Origin of the sequence: Diaphorobacter sp. JS3051, assembly GCF_015832135.1 — a bacterium.
GTDB classification, from domain to species: Bacteria; Pseudomonadota; Gammaproteobacteria; order Burkholderiales; family Burkholderiaceae_C; genus Diaphorobacter; species Diaphorobacter nitroreducens.
Genome location: NZ_CP065406.1, coordinates 2,902,518 through 2,919,642, shown reverse-complemented (window position 1 = coordinate 2,919,642; position 17,125 = coordinate 2,902,518). Strand labels below are relative to the sequence as shown.

Below are 17,125 nucleotides of genomic sequence, written 5' to 3'. Positions count from 1 at the left end.
CAGCCGGCCCATCGCGTGCAAGCGCAGATGGGCCGGCTTTTTTTTACACGCTCTCATGCCGCATGCGGCGCGGCGCATTCGCCGGCCCGGTGCTATGCTGCGCGCCATGCGACTACTGCTCAAATGGCTGCTGAGCGCGGCCGCCCTGCTTTGCGTGGCCTACCTCTACAGCGGCGTGGAGGTGCGCAGCTTCGGCGCTGCGCTGATCGCGGCCTTTGTGATCGGCCTGTTCAACGTGGTGCTGCGCCCGGTCCTCGTCGTGCTGACGCTGCCGGTGACCATCGTCACCATCGGGCTGTTCCTCTTCGTGATCAACGCGCTCATGTTCTGGGCCGCCGCCTCTGTGCTGGGCGACGGTTTCCAGGTACACGGCTTTACCGCCGCGCTGATCGGTTCGCTGATCTACTCTCTGCTGGGCATGCTGATCGAATCAGCGCTCGGCGGCCTGTTCCTTAAGAAGTGACTCCACCGCACGCAGCCGCGTGTCGATGATCGACGCTTCGATGTAGTCCCCCGCCGCGCTGCTGCGCCGCGCAAGGTCCTGCCCCGCCTTGAAACGGTCCACCGCAGCCGCGTAGTCATAGCGTGCGGCGTGTGCCTCGGCCTCGGCGCGCACGGCGCGCAGGGGCTGCCCCTGCTGTTGCCATACCTGCGCCAGCGCCTGCCAGACGGTCGCGTCCCGAGGATGCGTGGCCACCCAGGTCTGCAAGGGCCCCGTCATCTCGCCCGCCGCGCCCGTGCGCAGCAGGGCCTGGGTGCGCAGCAGCATCTCGGGCCGTGCGGGCGCGGGCGCGCCGGGCACACCGCTGCCTTCCGTGACGACGCTGCCCTGCAGGTACGTCAGCGCCGCGGGCGCGTCGCCCGCAGCCAGCTCCAACTCAGCACCCAGCAGGCGCGCCTGGCGCAACGCGGCAGCATCGGTACCTGCGCTGGACTGCAGCGCACGCAACGCCTTGCGCGCAGCCGCCATGTCGCCCAACTGCACCGCGCTGAGGGTGGCCGTATACCAGGCCGCTACCCGCTGCGGTGCGGGCCGTGCGGCAAAGCCGGCGTCCTGCGGCTCGGCAACCCACTGTCGCCAAGCGTCGACACCGGGGCGCATCAGCACGCGCGCGCGCGCAGCCATCATCAGGTGCTCCAGCGTAGCCCGCGCGGGCTGTGCCGCACCCGGCGGAATGCGGCTGTGCATGTCCGCAATGCGCTGCGTGGTCAAGGGGTGGCTGCGCAGGTAGGGCCAACTGCCGTTGTCGTTGATGCGGTTGGCCTGCTGCAGCTTGTCGAACATGCCCACGAAGCCCTGCGGCGCAAAGCCGGCAGGCGCCATCAGGCCGTAGCCCACACGGTCGGCCTCGCGCTCCATGTCGCGCGAGAAGTTCAGCTGGCTCTGCACGGCCAGCGCCTGCCCACCCACCATCAGGGCCTGGGCCGCATCGGGGCTGCGGCTCGCAGCCAGCGCGCCGAGGATCAGCGCACCCAGCATCAGCGGCGTCTGCCGCCCCTGCTGCGCGATCAGGCGTGAAATATGGCGCTGAGTGACATGGCTGAGTTCGTGCGCCAGGACCGACGCGAGCTCGTCGCGCGTACTCACCACGCCGATCAGCCCGAGGTGCACGCCGAAGTAGCCGCCCGGCAGGGCAAATGCGTTCACCGTACGGTCGCGGCCCAGCAAGATCTCCCAGGCAAAGCGTTCCTCGAGTTCGGGCGACAATTCCCCCCGCGCCTTGGCAGCCTGTACCAGTGGCTGGAACAGTCCCTGCACATACTCATTCAGCACCGCGTCATCGATGTAATCCGGGTCGCGGTACAGCTCGCGGATGATGCGGTCGCCCAGCTTGCGCTCGGCGCTGGTCGTCATCTCCAAGCCATCTCCCAGCGTCGGCAGCGATGGCTGAGCTACCACGGCCGGCGCTTGCAGAGAGCCAAATGCCATTAAAAAAGAAGCTGCCAGCGCTTTCCAACTGGGCGCTTGGAGCACATTTTGCATAGAACCTTGCACAAAACTCCTCCGCCCGCGCGAACGGGCTGACCGTCAATCGCGGCCATCTACACATGGCCGTATGATGCCCCGGCCATTGGAATGTTTCGCACTCGGTTGTAACCCCCCCTTATGACAACGCCTACCTCTCCCCTCACCCACTTCGACGCCCAAGGCCAAGCCCACATGGTGGACGTCGGCGCCAAACCGGCCACGCACCGCGTGGCCATTGCCACGGGCCGCATCGAGATGCAGCCCGCCACACTGGCACTGATCGAGTCGGGCACCGCCAAGAAGGGCGACGTGCTCGGCGTAGCGCGCATCACCGGCATCATGGCCGCGAAGAAAACGAGTGAGCTGATTCCTCTGTGCCACCCCCTGGCCCTGACCCGTGTGGCGGTGGATTTCGAGTTGCTGCATGCGGAAAACGCCGTGCAATGCACCGCCACCGTGGAAACCGTAGGGCCCACTGGCGTGGAAATGGAAGCGCTGACCGCCGTGCAGGTGGCGCTGCTCACCATCTACGACATGTGCAAGGCGGCGGACAAGCGCATGGTGATGACCGGCGTGCAGGTGCTGGAAAAGTATGGCGGCAAGTCGGGAAGCTTTGTGGCCTGAGGGAGCCACACCCTATGCCGTGAGATGGCCTGCCCGGAGGGACTCGAACCCCCGACCTATTGCTTAGAAGGCAATTGCTCTATCCGGTTGAGCTACGGGCAGCATGCGCAGGAAAGGGCGGATCATACGAGGAAACCCCCTCGGACTGGCGCTTGACGGGCTCAAAGAAGAACCTTCTCGCGCTCCACCCGCTGCAGGAAATCAGGCGGCAAACCCCGCCGCTCCACCACATCCACCCTGAAGGGCAAATCGCTTTGCTCGAACGCATCCTCCAGTGCCGCCCATTCATCCCAGGCCAGCGGCTGCCGGGTCTGCAGCAACAAATCCACGTCCGAGAAAGGGCGAGCCCTACCCGCCGCGCGCGATCCAAACACCCAGACCCGTGCCCCAGGCACCGCCGCATCTACGATGCGGCGGATTTCGCTGCGCTGGGCTGGGCTGAGCGCAAGGGAGGCAACAGGGCCGGTGCTCATGAGTCTGCCTGCTCGCGTGCGACAGCCCGCTCCAGCGCTTGCAGCAACGCCAGGGCATCGTGGCTGAACGCACCAATGGCAGCCGCCACTTGCGCCGCCTTGGCCTCATCGTAGGTGTGGCTGGTGGCATTGCGCATGGCACGCCAGCGGCGCCAAGCCTGCGGGTCTTGCAACAGCCCGGCATCCGCCCCCAACCTCACAAGGTCATTGAAAGACAAATCCTGAACCAGATCGGCAGCCAGAGACCGCTCAACCAGCACACGCCGCAGCATGCGCAGTGCGATCTCGTAGGTGTACTCGAAGGACTGGATCACCGCCGAGCGCAAATGCGGCTTGAATACCGAGCCCTCCGGCTGATCCTGCCAAAGCTGCAAAGCCTCCGCCATTTGCGCATACGACTTGCGCAGGGCTGTCAGGTCAATGCTGGGAGTCGATGAAACAGGCATGGCCGCATTGTGGCAGCGGAATAGGAGGCACGGCAAATGGACTGCTGGAACTTTGCCCCCAACGCATCTGCGTGATGTGGGCAAAGTCGTCGAAGCCGCGCCGGAGCGATGGGCCAATGCGGCCGCCACCCGTCCTGTAATGGACCCATGACCCTTCGTCTCTCGAAGAAAACTGCCCGCCGCGTCAGGCACACACTCGCCCTCTAATGCGCGCATGAGCGGCGATGCGCTGATCGTTCAATTCTGCACCTCAAATCCATCCCCCGGCAAAAAACGGCCTGCACCAGTGGCTGGAATAGGCCCTGCACATACTCGTTCAGCACCGCGTCATCGATGTAATCCGGGTCGCGGTACAGCTCGCGGATGATGCGGTCGCCCAGCTTGCGCTCGGCGCTGGTCGTCATCTCCAGGCCGTCTCCCAGTGTGGGCAGCGATGGCTGTGCCACCACAGCCGGTGCTTGCAGGGAGCCAAATGCTATAAAAAAAGAAGCTGTCAGCGCTTTCCAGCTGGGCGCTGGGAGCCAATTTTGTAGAGAACCTTGCACACAACTCCTCCACCCGCGCGAACGGGCCGGCCATCAATCGCGGCCATCTGCACATGGCCGTATGATGCCCCGGCCATTGGAATGTTTCGCACCCGGTTGTAAACCCGCCTTATGACAACGTCCCCCTCCCCCCTCACCCACTTCGACGCCCAAGGCCAAGCCCACATGGTGGACGTCGGCGCCAAACCGGCCACGCACCGCGTGGCCATTGCCACGGGCCGCATCGAGATGCAGCCCGCCACACTCGCGCTGGTCGAGTCGGGCACCGCCAAAAAGGGCGACGTGCTCGGCGTAGCGCGCATCGCCGGCATCATGGCCGCCAAGAAGACCAGCGAGCTGATCCCGCTATGCCACCCCTTGGCCCTCACCCGCGTGGCCGTGGAGTTCGAACTGCTGCCTTCCGACAACGCTGTGCAATGCACGGCTACCGTGGAAACGGTGGGGCCTACGGGCGTGGAGATGGAGGCTCTGACCGCCGTGCAGGTGGCACTGCTCACCGTTTATGACATGTGCAAGGCGGCGGACAAGCGGATGGTGATGACGGGGGTGAGGGTGCTAGAGAAGCACGGCGGGAAATCGGGAAGCTTTGTGAAGTGAGATAAATCAAAACCCGCCCCATCGTCAATTGCCTACCGGCCGCCCACTTGCTATTCGGATTTAACTCCGTACCCTAGCTCACCAGAGCCAAGCTGGTGGGTTCGCTTTCTGGCCTCGGTGACGACGCAGTTTCCGCTAAGTGCGTGTCGTCCACTTTGTGGCAAAAAATCTTTACTCGTGCACCTCGAAGCCATCTCCTGGCAAAAAACCCAAAACGTGCGCGGATTTGTCCAACACCGCCACCCATTCCTGCTTGTGCAATACGGGTAAAAATAATGCTTTGTCCACTGTCAGTCCATGCTGGCTCAGCAAGTGCTTGGCATCATCCTCAGTGGCTGGATAGTTGACAATAAACGCTTTCAACGGTTTGGCGCGCGCCAAGGCCTTGGCTTGGTATGCTGTGTCGTAGGGTACGTAGAAGTTGGGTCGCTGTGAGTAATCCCGCCCACCGAACGTCGATTCAAGCATCACATCTTGGCGTTCTTGCGCATCTCTGGGATCCCGGATACCGACCGTCACGGGCCCCTTTAGCCAATGCGGACGTAATGACGCATCAAGCTGGTCAATGGCTTGGTGTACATCCGCGTCGCCGTAGTCACCTGATGTAATGACGCGGAAACGATCCACCTCGTGTACCAGAAATAATGGGCGCGCCTGGTGGACTATATAGACGCCATAGGTCAACGCTGCCAGTTGAATGAAGACCACCAGCGACATGTCGGTCAGCAATTCCCGGCGCGGTTTTCTGGGATTGAACAACACCAGTGTCAGCATGGGACCGCAGACCACATCGACGCTCACCAAAATGAGGAACAGAGTAAGCCCTCCTGAGAGCAGGCCGTACGGGTGGGGATACCAAACAAGAAAAACGAGTACGGCTGCAAACGCGGCCACGAATATCGAGGCCAGGAAATGAAACAATGCAGCCTTGGCGGCAGCTCGAATACGCAGAGAGAACGACATAATGAAATGGGAGAATCTGTCAGCGGCACTCAGCGGGCAGGTATTTGGCCGGTAGGGTGCCTAGCGTCACATTGGTCATGCCGCGCGTTGTAGCAGTTATTGACGTATTCCCCGCGCAGGCCCAATCGATAGACTCATTGGAGGCGGCAGTAGGCGCAGCATTGTTCACATTAGGGGATAAGGTGAAAGTTAACCCATTGCGCCCCGAGGGGATGCCATTGCCAGAGTTGGCCGCCACCGTTACGAAGATAGGCCAACCCCGTCAGAGGCATAGGGCGTACAAGCAGCGCCAACTGCTCCGGCGACGCCCACGCAGATATTAGCTACGTATTTTGACTGTTTACCCAACACAGGACTGAGATTTATAGCCGTAGCGGCAGCATCCAACCCTGCAGCACGGTTCTGCGTATACCCTTCAGCGAGATGATTCTTGGCCACAGATCCGGCCACCAATGCCTCCGCAAATTTTGCACGAATGGCGTAGTCTTGGTATGCAGGTATGGCTATGGCGGCCAAAACGCCGATGATGGCCACGACAATCATCAGTTCGATCAAAGTAAAGCCTTTAATGGAGCGTACGGCCATAGGGTAGCCTCATCCCAAACACGGAGCGCCAAAAGTAGGGAAAAAAAGAGGGTGCCGCGGGGCACCCTCTTACATAGCTCATGTCAAGCCCTACTGATCTGCAAGGCTTAGCATGAATTACTTAACGGCACTCTGCCGGTGCGTATTTAGCCTGCAATGCAGTGGCCGGCACCGTGACGGTCAAACTCGGGAATCGAGCTTTAGCTGTCGTCGTGGTTGAACTGCCACATGCCCAGTCAATAGCGCCACTCGACGCTGCCGTTGGCGTCACGCCTTGCACTGCAGGGACGAAAGAAATGATGTGACCGTGCAGTCCAGTCGGAATGCCATTCGCAGCAGTAGCTGCAATCGCTACATTGATTTGCCATGGGCCCGTATGATCATCCGCAAGTGCCGCACAAGCTGCATCACCAGGCGTGGCATCGACACAGAAATTACGCACGTATTTTGATGCTTTCTGTACCGTCGGGGTCGTATTGATACCAGTGCCTGCAGCAGTCATAGCACCAATGCCGCCAGTTTGAAACGCCTCGCTCAGTACCGCTTTAGGGATGCCCTGAATAACTCGAATGCGTAAGTGCTACAAGGTCACCGGTTTCAGATAGTGCGATGGATGGCGTTTAGCCTGGGTCTTCGCACCACTTTCCACGCCCTTGCGGGCCATCTGCACCGCCTTTGCGGCCATTTGCCTGATTTCAGGGGCACTCATCCCTGCGCCTCCAGCAATTGATGGCGCACCATCCAAAGATTGGACAGCGCAAACAGCGTCTTGAGCTGCAACGTGTTCTTCTTCAATCCCCGGTAGCGCACCTTGGTGTATCCAAACTGTCGTTTGATCACCCTGAAGGGATGCTCCACCTTGGCACGGATGCTCGCCTTGATCTTCTCCACTTGGTCTATCAGCGCGTCAACGGGGTTGTTCTCTTTGTCCAGCGCTCTGCGTTTGCCTGGGCGCATCGCGATGTGCCACCGCACTGCCTCCTTGGCATCCGGGCGCTTGTCGATACCTTGGTAGCCCGCATCACCAAACCCGTCTGTCTCCTGCCCGTGCAGCAAGCTGTTGCCCTCTACAACGTCGGCCACGTTACCCGAGGTGCCTATGACGGTATGCACGAGTCCCGAGTCCGCATCCACGCCGATATGGGCCTTCATGCCAAAGTGCCATTCGTTGCCCTTTTGGCTCGAATGCATCTCTGGATCGCGCTTTCTGTCCTTGTTCTTGGTAGAGCTAGGCGCTGCGATCAGTGTGGCATCGACCGCAGTGCCTGCCTTGAGCAGCAAGCCCTGGGCTGCCAGAAGCTCGTTGACAGTGGCCAGAATCTGCTCGGCCAGCTTGTGTTTCTCCAGCCGATGACGAAACCTCAGGATGGTGCTCTCGTCAGGCACCCTCCCATGGGCATCAAGACTTGCAAACTCCCGGTAGATCGGGGTGTCAAAGAAGGCCTCTTCCATCGCCAGATCTGACAGGGTGAACCACTGCTGCATGCAGTGGATGCGCAGCATGGTCTCCAGGGCAAAGGGTGGGCGGCCGTTCTTGCCTTCGGGGTAATAGGGCGCAATGAGTTCGACCAGAGCAGCCCAGGGAACCACCAAATCCATCTGGATCAGCAGTTCTTGCTTGCGGGTCTTTTTGGTGCTCAGTTTCAGGTCAAGGCTGCTTTGCTTCATGGGCGGGGAGGATGCCATGACTTCCTGGCTTCTAGCAGACTGCGTTCGGGGTTTTGCAGGATTTCCTTAGCGGAAGAGGCAGCGATAATACCTTCCGATACTTTGGCCCGAATGCTGTAGTCTTGGTAAGCAGGCAAAGCCACGGCAGCCAAAATACCGATGATCGCCACCACGATCATCAATTCGATCAGGGTGAAACCTTGTTGCAGGGTACGCTTCATAAATCCTCCTCGGAATTAGGTAATAGCCCCCGCAGAGGAATCCTGCGGGTTGAGAAAACTTGAGCAGCTTCTGTGCCAACATCAGAATGCAACCAAACGTTGCAGCGCGCGACATTTTTCACCCGTTTCCCAAACCCCGCAAAGGAAAAGTCTAACCAATCGGTCACACGTCGACACATTTGTCACCCCAAGGTGTTCTACGTGGAGAACTACGCAATTCGGTTTGTTAGAAGCAGCGCGGCATTCTGCGACCCGCGGCAGCACCCCTTCTCCCATCAGGCGCTAACGGCTTTTAAAAGCGAAGCGCTAATGATCGCCACACTAGCGTTGCCCTCTGCACGCTCTAGCCCTGCACAAACTCCATCTCAGTGCTGGCCAGAGCGATGCGGTCACCATTCTTGAGAGTTATGGGGTCCACTCCAATGCGCGCCCCGTTCAGCAACGGAAAGTCCCCCCCCTCCACATGAGCCAGCACGAAGCCGCTGTGCCGCTTGGTGATGGATGCCACGGCCACGCCAGGCTTGCCAATGGTGGTAACCACTTTTGTCAGAGCCACCTCACGGCCGGCGGCGGGGCCGTTCATCACCCGTACGGCGGCGCTCAGCACGACTGGCGCAGGGGCCGCAGGCTTGCCCAGCGGCGGCAACATGCCGGGCTTGAAGACCATCGTCTTCTCATAGTCATGACCAGGCTCTTCGTGCAGGAAGCGGATTTTGTACTTCCCCAATTCCACCGTGTCGCCGTTGCGCAGCGGCTGCCGCTTGATAGCCTTGCCGTTGACATACGTACCGTTGGTGCTACCCAGGTCCTCCACTTCCACATCATCCCCATTCATGAGGAAGACCGCATGTTCACCACTGACTGCAAGGTTATCGATGACCACGTCGTTGTAGGGGCGGCGGCCTACCGTTGTGCGTTCCTTGGTGAAGGTAACTTCCTTGATGACAACTCCATCGATCGACACGACCATTCTGGGCATGATCACTTTTCCTTATCCAAACAACTGAGCTAGTAGAGGGAAGTAGCAATTTCCGGGCACAGGCAATTGAAGCCCTGGCGGTCGGACTGAGCTTGGCGGAAGGGTCACGAGGTGCGCAGCAGGCGCGCCATGAGGCCGCCGCGTTTTTTGGCGTCCTGAGCGAGTTGCGTTTGCGCCAGCACTACGCTGATGTTGTCCCGCCCTCCCATGGCGTTGGCCATGGCCACCATGCGCGCCGCTTTATCTTGTAGCGCAATCGGCATCCGCGCCAGTTCGGCCAAATCTTCGTCACTCAACATATCCGTCAGGCCGTCGGAGCAAAGAATGAACAAGTCACCGGGCTCGACAGGAAATTCGTTGATTTCTATGTGCACGGACACATCCACCCCCAGCGCCCGTGTCACCAGGTTGCGCTGCCCCGAAACGGCTGCTTGTGCCGGCGTGAGCAGTCCCAGGTCGATCTGCTCCTGCAACCACGAGTGGTCGCGCGTGATCTGCCGCAAGAGGCCCTCGCGCCACCGGTAGCAGCGCGAATCACCGATGTGGCCGAGAATGAGCCGGTCGTCACGGAACACGCCGACGACCAGCGTGGTACCCATTCCCAGGTACTGCGGGTTGGACATCGAGGCCCCGAGGATCGCGTGGTTCGCGTTGTCCACACAGGCCTCTAGTGCATGCCGTACATCCGAAGGCGATGCCGCGGAGCCGTCGCCTTGCAGCCAGCGGACCATCTCGGTGCCGATGTAGGTGATCGCCATCCCGGCAGCCACCTCGCCCGCGTTGTAGCCCCCCATGCCGTCGGCCAGGATGACCATCTGCGCCGTCTCATGGATGGCCACAGCGTCTTCGTTGTTGGAGCGCACCCGCCCCGTGTCCGTCAACGCGCAGAATTCGTAGCTCAGCATCGGCAGAGGTTTCATAAGAGGCTCCCGCGATACGCCTCACGCGAAGGCGCTTTACATGCGGTTGAGGATGGCATCGCTGCATATCCCTCACAACCGGCATTGCGGGACTGCGCATCATAGTCGAGGCGCACGGGGCGACAGGTCCGTCATGATGTTGAACGCGTGCAAGCCAGGCCCGTTGACGTGTGTTGCAAAAGAGGCCCTACGCAGCCCTTCTTGGCTGCCATTTTTGCTACTTCATGGACATGTCCGTCAGGTAGCGGCATATTCCCGTCGCACTAACGCGCGCCAGACTTCTTAGGCCTGCCGAGGTTCGCCGCGGGATTGCATCAGCTTGCCCACCATCACCACCAGCACGGCGCCCGCTATGGCGGCTACGTAGTGGAGCCACGGGTGACCCATCGCGTAATCGTGAAGCAAGTTGTCGTTGACGATGGTCTCGCCTCCCACCCAACCGATCAACGCGGCCCCCAGCGTGACGATGACGGGAAAGCGTTCCATGAGCTTGATCATCAGGGTGGATCCGAAGATCACCAGCGGTATGCTGATGGCCAACCCCAGGACGAGCAGCACCATGTTCCCCTGGGCGGTCGCGGCGACGGCAATGACGTTGTCCAGGCTCATCACCAGGTCGGCAATCAGGATGGTGCGGATGGCCGCGAACATGCCTCCTGTGGATTTGGATGCGCCGTCATCTTCCTCCTCATCCGTGAGAAGTTGATAACCAATCCACAGCAGCAGACAGCCCCCGACGATCTGCAGGAAGGACAGCTCCAGCAGCTTGGCCGCCACTACCGTCAATACGATGCGCAACACCACCGCCGCGCCGGAGCCGAACATGACGGCCTTCTTCTGCTGCTGCGCAGGCAGCGAACGCGCCGCCAAGGCGATGACGACAGCGTTGTCGCCCGACAAAATGATGTTGATCCAGACGATCTTCACCAGGCCGATCCAGAAATCGGCATTGCTCAAGTACTCCATTGATGGCTCCAGTGTTATGAATCGAAAACGCCAGCCTGGGTCAACCAAGCTGGCGTTTCTTTTGTGTTGGAGCTGTCAGTGTAGAGAGGGTAGACCCTCTCGCGCGTGCGTAGTTTTGCGTAACCTGGCGCGCTACACCGCGCCAGGCTCGCGGATTACAGCAGGCCCTTGAGCAGGCGACCCATCTCGGAAGGATTGCGGGTAATGGTGAAACCGCACTCTTCCATGATGGCCAGCTTGGCGTCCGCCGTATCGGCGCCGCCGGAGATCAGCGCACCCGCATGGCCCATGCGCTTGCCCGGAGGAGCGGTCACGCCTGCGATGAAGCCCACGATGGGCTTCTTCATATTGGCCTTGCACCAGCGGGCAGCTTCTGCCTCGTCGGGGCCGCCGATCTCGCCGATCATGATCACGGCGTCGGTGTCAGGATCGTCGTTGAAAGCCTTCATCACGTCGATGTGCTTGAGGCCGTTGATCGGGTCGCCGCCGATGCCGACGGCGGACGACTGGCCGATGCCCAGCTCGGTGAGCTGTGCCACGGCTTCATAGGTCAGCGTACCGGAGCGCGACACCACGCCCACGCGGCCCTTCTTGTGAATGTGGCCGGGCATGATGCCGATCTTGATTTCGTCAGGCGTGATCAGGCCAGGGCAGTTGGGGCCCAGCAGCAGCGTGCGCTTGCCGCCAGCGGCTTCCTTGGCCTTCATCTTGTTGCGCACTTCAAGCATGTCGCGCACGGGAATGCCTTCGGTGATGCAGATCGCCAGGTCCAGGTCGGCCTCGACGGCTTCCCAGATGGCGGCGGCCGCGCCTGCGGGCGGCACGTAGATCACGGAGACGGTAGCACCGGTTTCCTTGGCGGCGTCCTTGACCGACCCAAAGATTGGAATGTCAAAAATCTTCTCGCCGGCCTTCTTGGGGTTCACACCCGCCACGAAGCAGTTCTTGCCGTTGGCGTATTCCTGGCACTTTTCCGTGTGGAACTGACCGGTCCTGCCGGTGATGCCCTGGGTGATGACCTTGGTGTCTTTGTTGATGTAGATCGACATGTTTTATCTCCGGGCCTGCTTAACGGACGGCTTCGACAATCTTCGTGGCGGCTTCCGCCATGGTGTCGGCGCTGATGATGGGCAGGCCGGATTCGGCCAGCATCTTCTTGCCCAGCTCTTCGTTCGTGCCCTTCATGCGCACGACCAGCGGCACCTGCAGGTTCACGGCCTTGCAGGCGGTGATCACGCCGGTGGCGATGGTGTCGCACTTCATGATGCCGCCGAAGATGTTGACCAGAATGCCCTTGACCTTGGGGTTCTTGAGCATGATCTTGAAGGCTTCGGTGACCTTCTCGGGGGTGGCGCCGCCACCCACGTCCAGGAAGTTGGCCGGCTCACCGCCAAACAGCTTGATGGTGTCCATGGTGGCCATGGCCAGGCCCGCGCCGTTCACCAGGCAGCCGATGTTGCCGTCCAGGGAGATGTAGGCCAGGTCGAACTTGGAGGCCTCGACTTCCGCCGGATCTTCCTCGTCCAGGTCGCGCAGGGCCACGATTTCCGGGTGGCGGAACAGCGCGTTGGCGTCGAAGTTGAACTTCGCGTCCAGGGCCATCAGGTTGCCCTTGGAGTCGCAATTCAGCGGGTTGATCTCGACCAGGGACGCGTCGGTGTCCATGTAGCACTTGTAGAGCTTGGCGAACAGGTCCACCGCCTGGTCCACCGAAGCGCCCGTCAGGCCGATGGCTGCGGCCACCTTCTTGGATTGCTCGGGCGTGATGCCGGTCAGAGGGTCGATCATCTCGGTGATGATCTTCTCGGGTGTGGAGTGGGCCACTTCCTCGATGTCCATGCCGCCTTCGCTGGAAGCGATCAGCGCCACTTTCTGCGTGCCGCGGTCGGTCACCAGAGACACATACAGTTCGTTCTTGATGTCGGCGCCATCTTCAATGTACAGGCGGCGCACCTTCTGCCCTTCAGGGCCGGTCTGGTGCGTGACCAGCTGCATGCCCAGGATCTCGCTGGCGCGTGCCTTCACGTCATCAATGGTCTTGGCCACCTTCACGCCACCGCCCTTGCCACGGCCACCGGCGTGGATCTGGGCCTTCACGACCCACACGGGGCCGCCGAGCTTTTGTGCGGCTTCCACGGCTTCTTGCACCGTGAAAGCGGGGATGCCACGCGGGACGGGCACGCCGAAACTGCGCAAGATTTCCTTGCCTTGGTATTCGTGAATCTTCATGAGGTCTCTCTCAGGGGAAGGATGGTGTTTGTACCCGTTCTGCCGAAGAGCGGAAATACAGCCGCATGCTCGGGAATGGCAGCCGGTAAATGTATCATGCTGCGACGCACCATTGATGTGGATATAACTTACGCCCCCGGCCCCCTCCCTGGGCCGGCCCTTGCAGGAGCTACTGATGTCCAAGGTCTTTATTGATGGCGAGGCAGGCACCACCGGCCTGCAGATTCGTGAGCGCCTGCAGGCCATGCCCCAGGTGGAGTTGGTCAGCATCGCCCCCGAACTGCGCAAGGACGCCGCCGCCAAGCGCGCACTGATCGCCGGTGTGGACCTGGCCGTGCTGTGCCTGCACGACGACGCGGCGCGCGAGACGGTCGCGCTGGTGGACGCCATCACTGCCGAGACCGGCCGCGCCATCAAGATCATTGATGCCTCTACCGCCCACCGCACGGCGCCGGGCTGGGTGTTCGGCTTTCCCGAACTGGCGCCCGGCCAGTTGGAGGCCGTGCGCAACGCCACGCGCGTATCCAACCCCGGCTGCTATGCCACCGGCGCCATCGCCCTGCTGCGCCCGCTGGTCGACGCCGGCCTGGTGCCTGCCGACCACCCGTTGGCACTGCCGTCGGTGAGCGGCTACTCCGGCGGCGGCCGTACGATGATCGAGGCCTACGAGCAAGGCCATGCGGCGCCCTTTGAGCTGTATGCGCTGGGCCTGTCGCACAAGCACCTGCCGGAGATCCTGAAGTACACCGGGCTCACGCGCCGCCCGATCTTCATCCCCTCGGTGGGCAACTTCCGCCAGGGCATGCTGGTGCAACTGCCGCTGCATCTGGATCTGCTGCCCGGCCAGCCGAAGGCGGCGGACCTGCACGACGCACTGGCGGCCCATTACGCCAAGAGCAATACGCCCGAGCAGTGGGTGAAGGTGCTGCCGCCCACCGAGGACGGCAAACTCGATGCCCTCGCGCTCAACGACACCAACCAGTTGGAACTGCGCGTGTTCGCCAATGAGAGCTACCGCCACGCCGTGCTGGTGGCGCGCCTGGACAACCTGGGCAAGGGCGCGAGCGGCGCCGCGGTGCAGAACCTGCGGTTGATGCTCGGGCTATAACATCAAAAAACATAGCTGCCTGCGCTTATTCCATCCGGGTTTCAACGGAAAAATCCTTTGAAATGGATGTACGATAAGCGCGAGTAGCTCATTTTTATATAGCAAACACGTGCCCGTAGCGCGCCGGCTGATCTGCCGAGCGGTCAAGGCCACGCGGCAAGCCCCTTCCCCGCAGGCGTGCGCCGCGAAGCGCGCACTGCCGTCGCTGCTTTCAGGCCTGCCCCACGCGCTGGAACAGCCCGCCGGGCAGGCGCGCGACACGCCCCTCCAGTTCCAACTCCAGCAGCCGTACCTGCAGCGTGGCGGCATCCAGCCCTGTGCGCGCCACCAGCGCGTCCAGCCCCAGTGGATCGAACCCCAGCGCATCCAGCACACACTGATACGACGGCGCAAGGGGCTCCTCGGACGCGTCCTGTGCTGCAGGGATGGCGGCTGCCGGCGCATGCCAGCGCAGTTCTTCCAGTACGTCCTGCGCCGACTCCACCAGCTTGGCGCCCTGGCGTATCAGCGCGTGGCAACCACGCGACTGGGGCGCGTGGATGGAGCCGGGTATGGCGAACACCTCGCGCCCCTGCTCGGCCGCGAGCCGCGCGGTGATCAGCGAGCCCGAGGCCAGCGCCGCCTCCACCACCAGGGTGCCCTGCGACAGGCCGGAGATGATGCGGTTGCGCTTGGGAAAGTTGGCCGGCAACGGCGGCGTGCCCAGCGGGTATTCGCTGACCAGCAAGCCGTGGCGCGCGATGCGGTGGGCCAGCTCCTTGTTGGCACGCGGGTACACCCGGTCCAGCCCGGTGCCCACGATGGCAATGGTGGCGGGCGCGGCGCCGTCGGGCGGATCGATCAGCGCGCCCTCGTGCGCCGCCGCGTCGATGCCCAGCGCCAGGCCCGAAACGACGCACAAACCCGCCTCCCGCAGAGCACGTGCGAACTGCCGGGCATGGTCCGCCCCCTGGGCCGTGGGGTTGCGGCTACCCACCATGGCCAGGCTGTGCGCCGGCGCGAACGGCGCGCCGCCCTGCACGAACTGCGGAGCACCCAGCAGGTACAGCAGCAGCGGCGGATCCTCGGTGGCCAGCAACGCAGGAGGATAGGCCTCGTCACCCAGCGTGACGATGCCGTGCGCCGGCTGCGCGGGCGCCCGCCCGTCCAGCAGCCACTGCCACGTCCGCTCGGTCAGCGCCTCCAGCTCCTCGGGCACGCGGGCGAGCGCGCGCGCCTGCGCCGTGGTGACGCAGGACTGCCAGGCCCTCTCGCCCTGCGCAAAGATGTTCTGGGGAAGGCCGAACGCGGCCAGCAGCCTGCGCGCGGCACCGTTGCCCACGCCAGGCGTGAGCGTCAGTCGCAGCCAGGCGGCCAGTTCGTCGCGTTGCATGCGCGGTGACAAGGCGGGGGAGCGGCCGCCCGCAGGTGACGGCGCCCGGGGCTTACTCGGGGTTGACCAGACGGTCGCCCACACGCACCGCCTGCTGCGACTGCAGGATCAGGGCGTAGGACACGCGGTCGAACGTGAGGAACACCATCGCCACGCCATTGCTCTCGCTGGGCAGGCGCACCATGGCGCGCTGCTCGTCGGTCTTGTCCTTGAAGCGCTCGCCCTGCGTGAGCAGCTGCAGCACATGGCCGGCTTCCATGCCGTCGCGCGTACCGCGGTTGATGGTGATCACCTGGTTCTGGCCGGCGTTGGCCACGGCCGCGCTGCCGTAGATCGACACCACGCTGGCATCCACGGGGCCCAGCGGTGCCCGCGGGGTGTAGCTGTTGAAGCTGCGCTGTGGTGCGGGCAGCAGGCGGTCGCCGGCGCGGATCTCTTCCTTCGCGCCCCTCAGGTCCACCGTGGCGGGAACGATGTCCACCGCTGTGCCGTCGGCTTGCCCCTCCAGCACTTCCCCCCGGCCCTCGCTGGAACTCTTGCCCCGCGCTACATCGCTCTGGGGCACTGGAGTGGTAGTTTCACTGCGCACCAGTTCGGCGCGGCCGACATACTGCGCTTCGTAGCCCAGCACCTCACCAGTGTGCGGATCCTTCAGCGGAATGGCGTTGCGGAACACGCGGTACTGGCGCGGCACGCCAGGCGCCATCACGAGGGGACTGCCTTCAGCGCCGCGCACGTAGGCGCGGTCGCCGTTGGCCATGATCATGCGTTCGTCGCGCGTGGCCACGATGCGCGGGGCCTGCTGCAGTGTGAGCTCGTCCACCACCAGAGGCTCGACGAGGAAGGGTTCGATCAGGTGCGGCTTGAGCGTGGGCAGCGCCGTGCCGGCCAGGCTGTCATAGCGCGTGCGCGGCGACACGCGCACGGTCTCGGGCGCGCCTTTGCGGCTGGTGCTCAGGCGGGCATAGCCGTCCACCTTTTCCAGGTACAGCGTCTGGCCCGGGAAAATCAGGTGCGGGTTGGGAATGGACTGCAGATTCATGCCCCACAGTTCCGGCCAGCGCCAGGGGCGCTTCAAATACATGCCGGAAATACCCCACAGCGTGTCTCCGCGTTTCACCACGTAGGTATCGGGCGCATTGGCGGCCAATTCGGACAGGGGAACGCCGCGTGAAGCCACCTGCTGCGCGGTGGCGCGCTGCTCGGAGGTAATCGGGTAATTCTGGGCCTGCGCCGCCGGTGCCATGGCGGCACCCGCCAACAAAGCCAGTGCGCCGAGCGCCGTCACGCGCATACGGGCCTGAGCCGCCATATTGTTCCTCGTGTCATTCATTGGAAAAACGCCCCTCTCGCTGCGGTGCAGTTAATTGTTTTACAGAAGAAACTGCCGCGAATACATTACAAACCATTTGAGATTCTGTGCCCAAGCCCTTGATCGGGCAACGATTATTGTGATTGGG

At 62.4% G+C, this 17,125-nt stretch carries 20 protein-coding genes, 1 tRNA gene and 2 pseudogenes; 4 read left to right on the top strand and 19 right to left on the bottom strand.

The annotated features are described in order from the left end of the window. Positions 1–106 precede the first annotated feature (106 nt). Complete coding sequence (locus I3K84_RS13960) at positions 107–463, top strand: phage holin family protein (RefSeq protein ID WP_041836445.1); 357 nt, start codon at positions 107–109, stop codon at positions 461–463. Here the strand turns inward: I3K84_RS13960 and I3K84_RS13955 are convergent. Beyond that, positions 431–1,930, bottom strand: coding sequence for a M48 family metalloprotease (locus I3K84_RS13955; protein WP_231403333.1), 1,500 nt, complete (start codon positions 1,928–1,930; stop codon positions 431–433). The genes I3K84_RS13960 and I3K84_RS13955 overlap by 33 nt on opposite strands. 177 nt (positions 1,931–2,107) lie before the next feature. Between I3K84_RS13955 and moaC (I3K84_RS13950) the strand changes: the two genes are divergently transcribed. Next, positions 2,108–2,593 (top strand): cyclic pyranopterin monophosphate synthase MoaC, encoded by a 486-nt coding sequence (moaC, locus tag I3K84_RS13950; protein ID WP_196994790.1) that lies wholly within the window; start codon positions 2,108–2,110, stop codon positions 2,591–2,593. A gap of 25 nt (positions 2,594–2,618) precedes the next feature. Here moaC (I3K84_RS13950) and I3K84_RS13945 read toward each other — a convergent pair. The 4 genes and pseudogenes from I3K84_RS13945 to I3K84_RS13930 all read right to left on the bottom strand — a co-directional run. Next, a tRNA-Arg gene (locus I3K84_RS13945) sits at positions 2,619–2,695 on the bottom strand. A gap of 59 nt (positions 2,696–2,754) precedes the next feature. Continuing rightward, complete coding sequence (locus I3K84_RS13940) at positions 2,755–3,066, bottom strand: nucleotidyltransferase family protein (protein WP_011807118.1); 312 nt, start codon at positions 3,064–3,066, stop codon at positions 2,755–2,757. Continuing rightward, a complete protein-coding gene (locus tag I3K84_RS13935; protein ID WP_011807119.1) occupies positions 3,063–3,512 on the bottom strand; it encodes an HI0074 family nucleotidyltransferase substrate-binding subunit in 450 nt (149 codons plus the stop codon). The genes I3K84_RS13940 and I3K84_RS13935 overlap by 4 nt, the downstream gene beginning before the upstream one ends. Before the next feature lie 260 nt (positions 3,513–3,772). Beyond that, positions 3,773–4,009 (bottom strand): annotated as a pseudogene (locus I3K84_RS13930) (peptidase M48); the annotation flags it as partial. Positions 4,010–4,168: 159 nt separating this feature from the next. Between I3K84_RS13930 and moaC (I3K84_RS13925) the strand changes: the two are divergent. Beyond that, positions 4,169–4,654 carry a cyclic pyranopterin monophosphate synthase MoaC gene (gene moaC, locus I3K84_RS13925; protein ID WP_196994789.1) on the top strand — a complete coding sequence of 162 codons (486 nt, stop codon included), beginning with the start codon at positions 4,169–4,171 and terminating at the stop codon, positions 4,652–4,654. 171 nt (positions 4,655–4,825) lie between these two features. Here the strand turns inward: moaC (I3K84_RS13925) and I3K84_RS13920 are convergent, their stop codons facing one another. The 12 genes and pseudogenes from I3K84_RS13920 to sucC form a co-directional block, all read right to left on the bottom strand. Continuing rightward, entirely contained in the window at positions 4,826–5,617 is a 792-nt protein-coding gene (locus I3K84_RS13920; protein ID WP_196994788.1) for a pilus assembly protein, read from the bottom strand. Positions 5,618–5,636: 19 nt separating this feature from the next. Beyond that, positions 5,637–5,786, bottom strand: a complete 150-nt coding sequence (locus I3K84_RS22550) for a hypothetical protein (RefSeq protein ID WP_370567830.1) — start codon at positions 5,784–5,786, stop codon at positions 5,637–5,639. A 71-nt stretch (positions 5,787–5,857) separates the two neighbouring features. After that, a complete protein-coding gene (locus I3K84_RS22495) occupies positions 5,858–6,202 on the bottom strand; it encodes a prepilin-type N-terminal cleavage/methylation domain-containing protein (RefSeq protein ID WP_304511169.1) in 345 nt (114 codons plus the stop codon). A 121-nt stretch (positions 6,203–6,323) separates the two neighbouring features. Next, positions 6,324–6,704, bottom strand: coding sequence for a pilin (locus I3K84_RS22545; RefSeq protein ID WP_196994786.1), 381 nt, complete (start codon positions 6,702–6,704; stop codon positions 6,324–6,326). A gap of 78 nt (positions 6,705–6,782) precedes the next feature. Beyond that, a complete protein-coding gene (locus I3K84_RS22450; protein ID WP_255352815.1) occupies positions 6,783–6,911 on the bottom strand; it encodes a hypothetical protein in 129 nt (42 codons plus the stop codon). After that, positions 6,908–7,870, bottom strand: coding sequence for an IS5 family transposase (locus tag I3K84_RS13900; RefSeq protein ID WP_011806097.1), 963 nt, complete (start codon positions 7,868–7,870; stop codon positions 6,908–6,910). The genes I3K84_RS22450 and I3K84_RS13900 overlap by 4 nt, the downstream gene beginning before the upstream one ends. 65 nt (positions 7,871–7,935) lie before the next feature. Further along, a pseudogene (locus tag I3K84_RS13895) lies at positions 7,936–8,091 on the bottom strand (prepilin-type N-terminal cleavage/methylation domain-containing protein); the annotation flags it as partial. A gap of 343 nt (positions 8,092–8,434) precedes the next feature. Next, the gene (locus I3K84_RS13890) at positions 8,435–9,070 is read right to left on the bottom strand and encodes an FHA domain-containing protein (protein WP_196994785.1); all 636 of its coding nucleotides are present in this window, start codon (positions 9,068–9,070) and stop codon (positions 8,435–8,437) included. Between the two features lie 104 nt (positions 9,071–9,174). Next, positions 9,175–9,990 carry a Stp1/IreP family PP2C-type Ser/Thr phosphatase gene (locus I3K84_RS13885; protein WP_088888075.1) on the bottom strand — a complete coding sequence of 272 codons (816 nt, stop codon included), beginning with the start codon at positions 9,988–9,990 and terminating at the stop codon, positions 9,175–9,177. 282 nt (positions 9,991–10,272) lie between these two features. Further along, on the bottom strand, positions 10,273–10,956 hold the full coding sequence (locus I3K84_RS13880; RefSeq protein ID WP_196994784.1) for a TerC family protein: 684 nt from the start codon (positions 10,954–10,956) through the stop codon (positions 10,273–10,275). Between the two features lie 155 nt (positions 10,957–11,111). Further along, positions 11,112–12,005 carry a succinate--CoA ligase subunit alpha gene (gene sucD, locus I3K84_RS13875; RefSeq protein WP_196994783.1) on the bottom strand — a complete coding sequence of 298 codons (894 nt, stop codon included), beginning with the start codon at positions 12,003–12,005 and terminating at the stop codon, positions 11,112–11,114. A 19-nt stretch (positions 12,006–12,024) separates the two neighbouring features. Beyond that, positions 12,025–13,185: an ADP-forming succinate--CoA ligase subunit beta gene (sucC, locus tag I3K84_RS13870; protein ID WP_011807128.1), complete on the bottom strand. Its 1,161-nt coding sequence runs from the start codon at positions 13,183–13,185 to the stop codon at positions 12,025–12,027. Positions 13,186–13,360: 175 nt separating this feature from the next. On the opposite strand from sucC, the gene argC reads away from it, so the two are divergent. Next, positions 13,361–14,293: an N-acetyl-gamma-glutamyl-phosphate reductase gene (gene argC, locus I3K84_RS13865; protein ID WP_196994782.1), complete on the top strand. Its 933-nt coding sequence runs from the start codon at positions 13,361–13,363 to the stop codon at positions 14,291–14,293. Positions 14,294–14,504: 211 nt separating this feature from the next. Here argC and dprA read toward each other — a convergent pair whose 3' ends face one another. Both dprA and I3K84_RS13855 read right to left on the bottom strand, forming a co-directional pair. Then, positions 14,505–15,665: a DNA-processing protein DprA gene (dprA, locus tag I3K84_RS13860; RefSeq protein WP_011807130.1), complete on the bottom strand. Its 1,161-nt coding sequence runs from the start codon at positions 15,663–15,665 to the stop codon at positions 14,505–14,507. Between the two features lie 52 nt (positions 15,666–15,717). Beyond that, positions 15,718–16,977, bottom strand: a complete 1,260-nt coding sequence (locus I3K84_RS13855) for a LysM peptidoglycan-binding domain-containing protein (protein WP_231403332.1) — start codon at positions 16,975–16,977, stop codon at positions 15,718–15,720. Positions 16,978–17,125 lie beyond the last annotated feature (148 nt).

What these genes read in the sequence shown, in the direction of transcription:
- I3K84_RS13960 (WP_041836445.1), top strand. Translation starts at nt 107, where the DNA reads ATGCGACTACTGCTCAAATGGCTGCTGAGCGCGGCCGCCCTGCTTTGC.
- I3K84_RS13955 (WP_231403333.1), bottom strand. Translation starts at nt 1,930, where the DNA reads ATGGCATTTGGCTCTCTGCAAGCGCCGGCCGTGGTAGCTCAGCCATCG.
- moaC (WP_196994790.1), top strand. Translation starts at nt 2,108, where the DNA reads ATGACAACGCCTACCTCTCCCCTCACCCACTTCGACGCCCAAGGCCAA.
- I3K84_RS13940 (WP_011807118.1), bottom strand. Translation starts at nt 3,066, where the DNA reads ATGAGCACCGGCCCTGTTGCCTCCCTTGCGCTCAGCCCAGCCCAGCGC.
- I3K84_RS13935 (WP_011807119.1), bottom strand. Translation starts at nt 3,512, where the DNA reads ATGCCTGTTTCATCGACTCCCAGCATTGACCTGACAGCCCTGCGCAAG.
- moaC (WP_196994789.1), top strand. Translation starts at nt 4,169, where the DNA reads ATGACAACGTCCCCCTCCCCCCTCACCCACTTCGACGCCCAAGGCCAA.
- I3K84_RS13920 (WP_196994788.1), bottom strand. Translation starts at nt 5,617, where the DNA reads ATGTCGTTCTCTCTGCGTATTCGAGCTGCCGCCAAGGCTGCATTGTTT.
- I3K84_RS22495 (WP_304511169.1), bottom strand. Translation starts at nt 6,202, where the DNA reads ATGGCCGTACGCTCCATTAAAGGCTTTACTTTGATCGAACTGATGATT.
- I3K84_RS22545 (WP_196994786.1), bottom strand. Translation starts at nt 6,704, where the DNA reads ATGACTGCTGCAGGCACTGGTATCAATACGACCCCGACGGTACAGAAA.
- I3K84_RS22450 (WP_255352815.1), bottom strand. Translation starts at nt 6,911, where the DNA reads ATGAGTGCCCCTGAAATCAGGCAAATGGCCGCAAAGGCGGTGCAGATG.
- I3K84_RS13900 (WP_011806097.1), bottom strand. Translation starts at nt 7,870, where the DNA reads ATGAAGCAAAGCAGCCTTGACCTGAAACTGAGCACCAAAAAGACCCGC.
- I3K84_RS13890 (WP_196994785.1), bottom strand. Translation starts at nt 9,070, where the DNA reads ATGCCCAGAATGGTCGTGTCGATCGATGGAGTTGTCATCAAGGAAGTT.
- I3K84_RS13885 (WP_088888075.1), bottom strand. Translation starts at nt 9,990, where the DNA reads ATGAAACCTCTGCCGATGCTGAGCTACGAATTCTGCGCGTTGACGGAC.
- I3K84_RS13880 (WP_196994784.1), bottom strand. Translation starts at nt 10,956, where the DNA reads ATGGAGTACTTGAGCAATGCCGATTTCTGGATCGGCCTGGTGAAGATC.
- sucD (WP_196994783.1), bottom strand. Translation starts at nt 12,005, where the DNA reads ATGTCGATCTACATCAACAAAGACACCAAGGTCATCACCCAGGGCATC.
- sucC (WP_011807128.1), bottom strand. Translation starts at nt 13,185, where the DNA reads ATGAAGATTCACGAATACCAAGGCAAGGAAATCTTGCGCAGTTTCGGC.
- argC (WP_196994782.1), top strand. Translation starts at nt 13,361, where the DNA reads ATGTCCAAGGTCTTTATTGATGGCGAGGCAGGCACCACCGGCCTGCAG.
- dprA (WP_011807130.1), bottom strand. Translation starts at nt 15,665, where the DNA reads ATGCAACGCGACGAACTGGCCGCCTGGCTGCGACTGACGCTCACGCCT.
- I3K84_RS13855 (WP_231403332.1), bottom strand. Translation starts at nt 16,977, where the DNA reads ATGGCGGCTCAGGCCCGTATGCGCGTGACGGCGCTCGGCGCACTGGCT.